This window comes from Synechococcus sp. PCC 6716 (genome assembly GCF_022570815.1).
In the GTDB taxonomy this organism is placed as follows: Bacteria; Cyanobacteriota; Cyanobacteriia; order Thermosynechococcales; family Thermosynechococcaceae; genus Thermosynechococcus; species Thermosynechococcus lividus.
The window spans coordinates 23,759-30,376 of record NZ_JAKLTU010000011.1 but is presented as its reverse complement, the minus strand read 5'-3'; the positions used below and the strand labels follow the sequence as shown (position 1 = coordinate 30,376).

Annotated in this window: 6 protein-coding genes and 1 tRNA gene; 2 read left to right on the top strand and 5 right to left on the bottom strand. The window is 53.9% G+C overall.

All coding sequences use genetic code 11. From position 1 onward, the window contains the following. Positions 1-697 (top strand): IS110 family RNA-guided transposase (locus L5220_RS07745; RefSeq protein ID WP_499572762.1); only part of this gene is annotated, 697 nt, incomplete at its 5' end. Positions 698-987: 290 nt separating this feature from the next. Here L5220_RS07745 and L5220_RS07740 read toward each other — a convergent pair. Then, positions 988-1,061, bottom strand: a tRNA-Pro gene (locus tag L5220_RS07740). Positions 1,062-1,244: 183 nt separating this feature from the next. On the opposite strand from L5220_RS07740, the gene L5220_RS07735 reads away from it, so the two are divergent. Further along, complete coding sequence (locus L5220_RS07735; RefSeq protein ID WP_499572760.1) at positions 1,245-3,062, top strand: hypothetical protein; 1,818 nt, start codon at positions 1,245-1,247, stop codon at positions 3,060-3,062. 45 nt (positions 3,063-3,107) lie between these two features. Here the strand turns inward: L5220_RS07735 and L5220_RS07730 are convergent, their stop codons facing one another. The 4 genes from L5220_RS07730 to hemE form a co-directional block, all read right to left on the bottom strand. Continuing rightward, positions 3,108-4,028 (bottom strand): DUF1517 domain-containing protein, encoded by a 921-nt coding sequence (locus tag L5220_RS07730; protein ID WP_499572758.1) that lies wholly within the window; start codon positions 4,026-4,028, stop codon positions 3,108-3,110. A gap of 125 nt (positions 4,029-4,153) precedes the next feature. Beyond that, positions 4,154-4,618, bottom strand: coding sequence for an EVE domain-containing protein (locus tag L5220_RS07725; protein ID WP_099799439.1), 465 nt, complete (start codon positions 4,616-4,618; stop codon positions 4,154-4,156). Between the two features lie 2 nt (positions 4,619-4,620). Then, on the bottom strand, positions 4,621-5,553 hold the full coding sequence (locus L5220_RS07720) for an NAD-dependent epimerase/dehydratase family protein (protein ID WP_499572756.1): 933 nt from the start codon (positions 5,551-5,553) through the stop codon (positions 4,621-4,623). Continuing rightward, entirely contained in the window at positions 5,553-6,584 is a 1,032-nt protein-coding gene (gene hemE / locus L5220_RS07715; protein WP_448515420.1) for a uroporphyrinogen decarboxylase, read from the bottom strand. Before hemE ends, L5220_RS07720 begins: the two co-directional genes overlap by 1 nt. Positions 6,585-6,618 lie beyond the last annotated feature (34 nt).

Sequence of the window (6,618 nt, the reverse complement as noted above, 5' to 3'; positions counted from 1 at the left end):
CCGATCTCCGGTCGATGCCGCGATTTTAGCCTGGTTTGGCGAAGCGATGAAACCACCGATTCGCTCATTGGCCAGCGAAGCGGACGCAGAACTTCAGGACTTGGTCACCCGCAGGCGGCAACTGGTAGACATCCTGACTGCTGAACAAAACCGCTTGTCAGGCTTACGCGGAACAGCCCAAGCAGATATAGCAGCTCACATTGCATGGCGCAAAGACCGCATTCAGCAACTAGACGAGCAGATCGCCACCCAAATCCATCCATGTCAGCCCTGGCAGGCAAAACAGACGCGGCTGATGACGGTTCCAGGGGTGGGCAAGGTCGTCGCCGCGACCTTGTTAGCCCTGTTGCCAGACCTGGGACAGTTGTCCACTCGAAAAATCAGTGCGCTGGTGGGCGTTACCCCATTCAACCGAGATAGTGGGCAGAAGCAAGGCAAACGCGCTATCTTTGGCGGTCGTGCTGCTGTGCGTCAACTGTTGTACATGGCAGCTTTGGTGGCGGTGCGCCATAATCCAGTGATTCGCGTCTTCTATCACCGCTTATTAGCGAAGGGCAAGGCTACCAAAGTAGCGTTAGTGGCTTGTATGCATAAGCTATTAACAATTCTCAATGCCATGCTCAAACATGGTACGGACTGGCAGCCGTCCAACTCAGATGGGAGTCCATCGGCTGTTCCAGCATCATCATTTGCTTGACTTTTAAGATAATCGCTTCTCCTTAGGAAGAAGGGTTGGGGATGAGGGCAATTCATAGCCACATTCAGCAACACCAATGCAGCTATCAACCTCAGAGAGGAGGGACTACGGCTTTTGACCTGCGGGACGCGGGGCAACGCCTATCGCCCAGATGTAAGACCTAGTCATAGAGGCCGCGTCATAGAGGCCGCAAGAAATTCACGATTGGGCAATCTGTTGGGTAGGAAGCCGCTATTGTAATTCTTGGTTCAATAGCGGTAGTTCACTGGGTTATAGCCTTGAAACCCTGATCGGAGCGGCGGGATTTGAACCCACGACCCCCACTACCCCAAAGTGGTGCGCTACCAAGCTGCGCTACGCCCCGTTAATCTTTACTAGTATAGCACTAGATGTCGGCAAAAGGGCAAAAGAATTCGTGGTGCAAAATGCGTTTGTGGCTCTTGCCCAATACGTCACTGATTCGGGGTGGCAATTCCCCTACAATGGTAGGCAAAATTTTTAGGTCGCGGACAGGGTTATTCACGGTGATGAGGAGCCTCGGAATCCAATGAAAGCAACGCAGTTTTGGCAAAAGTGGTTCCGGCGTGCTCCTAGAACTTCGGACTTGGCGATCGCCGCACCGGGTTCCCTACTCTTGCGCTGGCAACACCTGCAACAGCACCTTTTACAGTATGAGGGGTGGCCATGGCTCATTCCCTTTTTGATGGCTGGTGCAACAGTGATCACCGCAAGTTCGTGGATTCTGCTGTTACCACCACTGCCGGATTGTCGTCATCTGTCGCTGCTGACGAGTGATGGCGATCGCCTTTACTGTGCTGATCAAGCAGCCCGTAACGGCAACTTGCCTTCCTTGGCTCAAGCCATTGAAACCGTGAGTCAGTGGCCGACGGATCATCCCCTGTTTCCCCAAGCGAAGCGGCGGGTGGATGAGTGGTCGTTGGCACTGTTGGTCATTGCGCGGCAGCAACTCAGCCAAGGCAATATTGAGTTGGCCACCATGCTCTTACAAAAAATTCCTAAGACAGCGATTGCTTACGACCAAGCCCAAGAGCTACTGACGGCAACAAATATAGGTGAGGGGGGCAACCTCTTGAGTGCGGCGGAAGCGGCTATCCGGCAGCAAGATTGGGGGTTGGCACTGCTACAAGTGAAGTTAATGAATCAGCTTGGTACCGATTATTGGCAGGAGCAGGCACAAAAACTCTCAACCCGCATTTCCCAAGAGCAGGATGCATGGGGAACCCTAGTGCAGGCTAGGGATCTGGCAGGGTGGCTAACGGCAAACGAGTTGGCAGAAGCAGTGATGCTCGCCCTGAGTATTCCCCGGAATGCCGTTGTCTATGGGGAGGCACAGGCAGACATTCGCCGCTGGATTCCTGAAGTGTTTGAGTATGCGCAGGAGCGGTTGAACAATGGGGATACGGTCGGTGCTCTTGCCCTCATTGAAAAAATTGCCCCAGCCCTTGATGTGTCCTATCACGATCGCCCCATTGTCATTCTTGGTCAGGCCAAGGCACTCGCAGCACAAGACACCGTTCTAGGCTACTGGGAGGCGATCGCCCGGGTGCAGCAAATTCCTGCCAATGATCCCTTTTATGGGGTAGCGCGGGAGTACCTAGCACAATGGCAGCAGCAGCTTCAGAGTGCTAGTCAATTACAACTGTCCACATGGTTCGCTAGCAGTCACTGGCGCTGGGGCTATGAACTCGCTATTCAACAGGCTCAGCAGATTCCCCTTGGCCAGCCTAAACGACCCCAAGCCCAAGGCTTAATTGCCCAATGGCGGCGGGACTTGCGTACCATTGACGAGCAACCCATCCTCAACGCGGCGATCGCCCTTGCCGAACAAAAAGAGTATGCCGCTGCTATTCAAATTGTTGAGCGCTTGCCCGCGAATGCTGCCCTGTTGGCGATCGCGCAGCAGCATCGTCAGGATTGGCAAATCAAACTCGAAGAGTTAGTGGATCGGCCAATACTAGATCGCGCTATTACCCTTGCCCGCGAAGGGAAATTAGAGGACGCTATTACAACCGCCGCCCAAATCAAGTGGGATCGTTATCTTTACCGCGAGGCGCAGAACAAAATTTGGCAGTGGGAGTACGAACTTGCCGTGCGATCGCGACGGCAGGAACAGCAGACCCCTGCCGAGTCATGGTGGGAGGCTCCCCCGCCAACTGTCCCTGAGACCGCCGTCTCAAGCCCTGAACCAACAGCCTCTCCAGATACGGCACCTGAGCCAGAATTACCCTCGCCAACCCCAACAGCCACTGAGCCGCCTCCTCCCAGCCCTAGCCCAGAGGCCAGCGCGACCCCGCCCACCGTACCGCCAGAGCCTGTTCCCAGTGAGGCTGTCCCTGAAAACTAGGTGGGGGTATTGATTGTAAGGGAGTGTTACTCGCGAGGGTATGTGCTAGAGATGCTTCAAGGTCGGATAGGCCAGTAGCAGTTCATCAGCGGTGAGGGTATCGCCAATCGCTTGGGGTTGCCACRGGATCTCGACCGCCAGTAGGCGATCGCTTCCAATTCCCCCTAGCCCTTGCAGCACGTGGCGCAAATCCAAATCGTTGTTGATCGTGGGTAGCGCTAGCTTGCCCGTAGCCGCAACAATGAGGGTGACCACAATATAGTCGCCAACCTCTTGGGTGGTGGTAGGGGCAATGTCTCGCTGTTGAATCGTTTGGCGATAGTTCGAGAGGGTTTCTGCCGTGAGCTTGCTGCGTTCGCTCAGCGCCCGTTGGTTAAAGATCGTTTCCGCCTGTAGCAAGCGTGTATCTTGGCAACTGGCATCGGCATAGACCCAATACTCAGGATGGCGGAGGAGCGCAAGGGTTGCCTCCTGCAGAACGTTTGCTAACCCCGCTGGCGTTTGGGTGTCAGCGCTTAAGGCAAGCTTGTTTAAGTCGTTTTGCAGTTCCCGGGCTTGAGCAAGCAAGCCAACATGAAGCGTATGTACCGACACCACAGGATTATCGATCTGCTCGTCTTCCCCCGCTGCCCGAAACTGTCGAAATGCTGAAACCAAGAAATTGGCAACGACACCAAGCAAAATAATAGTGAATAGGCCGCCAAAGCCACCACCAAAGCCAAAGAAGGGAATTAAAAACGGAAAGCCAAACCCACCGCCATAGACCGGCTGGGAATAACGATAGTCACTGCGGGGGGCACTGCGATAGGAACGGGTGGGTGCCGGACGGCTAAACGAGCCACCGCCAATGCGACCGCCACTGCGCGCTGCCCACGCTGCGCCACTGTCAAGAACAAGGTGCGCCACCAGCACCACGATTAACACAGTTGCCAAGAAAGAGTTTAAAATGCGCCAACGCTTTTTCATGGTTATATGTACCAGAAGACAATCAGCCAATAGTAGTGTTTTCCTCAGTGTACCCTTCACGCATGGAGGAGGGGGAGGGCGGGTAACCGATACTGGAGCCACAACCTTTGTTATGTTGGCCTCCCTCAGGATCTCAAGTCTAGGATAAGTTGCCATTGCGCCTCGGTGACCGGTTGCACCGAAAGGCGACACCCTTTTTGTAGGAGGAGCATCGTTTCTAAGCCCTTAGTGCGCCGGAGTTCTGGCAAGGTAACGGGAGGATCAAGATCACGGCGGTATTGAATATCTACCATGAACCACCGCGGCATATCAGGGGTACTTTTGGGGTCAAAATACTTACTTTGGGGATCCCAAGCAAAATGGTCAGGGTAGGCGGCCTTGACAACGGCGGCAATCCCCATAATGGCCGGAGGATTGGCATTACTGTGATAAAACAGCACGCGATCGCCCACCGCCATTTGATCCCGCAGAAAGTTACGCGCTTGGTAGTTCCGTACCCCTTCCCAGCAGGTGGTTTGGTTCGGAGCTGCTTTCAGGTCATCCCACGAAAAAACCGTTGGTTCCGATTTCAGTAGCCAAATACCAGCCATTGCTAGCGATGACACCGCAGCAAATCCGCCACCGTCCCACAGTAGGGAGTCAGACCCAGTTGCTGAGGGTTCAGAATAGTATCGTAGGTAAAGTTACGGTAGTTCAGGCAAAAGTAATCCCACGGTGACATTTGAATCCGGAACAGCTTAATAAACATATTAACAAGGGCAGGGGTAAGGGGAATCAGGCCATACCAACGCAAGTTACGCCCTTGGCAAAGCTGAGTCAATAGGTCGTTCACGGTAATTTCGGGGTTGCCCAGTGCAACACGGCGAGGCACGGGATACTCAGGATGCTCGATGAGGTAAAGCACAACTTGGCCAATATCCCGGGCATGGACAAAGTGAAAACTGGCCTCAACCCGAAAAAAGCGCGCAAGCCATAGCCACTTTAATACCTGCTGCATGCCTTTAGTAATAAAGGAGGGGCGTTTACCATCTATGCCGCCGCCAAAGACCATTGTTGGAAATAACTCCACAACGCGATCGCCCACGGGCAGCTTTTCTATCGCCTGCAAGCACTGGTACTTCGAGCGAATGTAAGCAGTTCCTAGGGTAGCCGCTTCCGGTAGCGGGGTCATCTGCCGAGTCAGGATACTGGCCGTGGAGAAGTAAAAGACCCGCTGGCAGCGCTGGGGGTCTAATTGTTGCAGGAGTGCGCAGGTTTGCTCAAAATTAATGGCCATGGCATTCTTGCCTCCCCAAGCCGCAGCGGTGAGAATCACCACATCAAGGGTTGGCAACAGATCCTGCAGGGGGGATAAATCTCGGAGATCCCCTTGCACAAGGTGTACCCCTTGGCGCTGCTGAGGATCAACGGTCAGCTTGCTAGGAGTCCGCACAAACAGAAACAGGTCGTGATTTGTCTGGGTGATCAGTGCCTCAGTAATGTACTGGCCAATACAGCCACTTGCCCCAGTAATCAGAATGCGCATTAGCCGAGGGACTTAACGAGATCAAACAGATAGGCTACATTTTCTTCCGGTGTTCCTTGTAGCACGCCATGCCCAAGGTTAAAGATATACGACCCCCTGCGGCCAGCCTCAATAATCGCTAGGGCACGCTCCTTCAGCACCGCTTGGGGGGCAAAGAGCAAAACCGGATCCAGATTCCCCTGAAGCCCCACACTGGCGGGAAACTGCTGGCGAATGGTACCAATATCTACTGTCCAGTCAAGGCTGACAATATCTACCCCTGTCGCTGCCATCCGATCCACGACTGCGGCGCTGCCATTGATATAAAGAATCATTGGCACGTCAGGATAGACTGCTTTCACCTGCTGTACGACCTGTTTTTGGTACGGTAGAGCAAAGGTATCGTAATCTTGGCGACTCAGTTGCCCCGCCCACGAATCAAAGAGCTGAACGACTTGGGCACCGCAATCGATTTGATAGCATAGATAGTCGGCAATGGCAGTGGCTAAATGGCTCAGGAACTTGTGCAGCAGGTCTGGCTCCCGGTATGCCATGGTCTTAATTTCGATGTAGTCTTTGGAGCTTTTGCCCTCAATGGCGTAAGCTGCAAGGGTCCAAGGTGCGCCCGCAAAGCCTAATACCGTGGCGCGATCGCCGACCTCTTGGCGCAAGGTGGATAGAATTGGGCGAATGAAGGGGCAGGCAGCTTCGGGTTCAAGGGGATGCAAGTGCTGCACCTGCTCAAGGGTGCGAATTGGCGGATCAATAATTGGGCCTTTACTCTCGATAATATCAAAGGGAATGCCAATACCCGGCAGCGGTGTCAAAATATCGGAAAACAGGATGACCCCATCCGGTGCAAAGGCACGGAAGGGCTGAAGGGAAATTTCGATAGCAAGTTCAGGAATTTCGGATCGCTCGCGAAAGGAGGGGTGGCGATCGCGCAAGTCACGATAGACCTTCATGTAGCGTCCTGCTTGGCGCATCAACCAAATAGGTGGACGCTCAACACGTTCACCGCGGGCAGCACGTAGGAGTAAAGGGGTAGTCATGCTAAATTACAGTTTCAAGGGTTGGCATTTTAGG

Excerpts from the sequence above, each read along its gene's own strand:
- L5220_RS07735 (WP_499572760.1), top strand. The coding sequence starts at position 1,245 with ATGAAAGCAACGCAGTTTTGGCAAAAGTGGTTCCGGCGTGCTCCTAGA.
- L5220_RS07725 (WP_099799439.1), bottom strand. The coding sequence starts at position 4,618 with ATGGCTGGTATTTGGCTACTGAAATCGGAACCAACGGTTTTTTCGTGG.
- L5220_RS07720 (WP_499572756.1), bottom strand. The coding sequence starts at position 5,553 with ATGCGCATTCTGATTACTGGGGCAAGTGGCTGTATTGGCCAGTACATT.
- hemE (WP_448515420.1), bottom strand. The coding sequence starts at position 6,584 with ATGACTACCCCTTTACTCCTACGTGCTGCCCGCGGTGAACGTGTTGAG.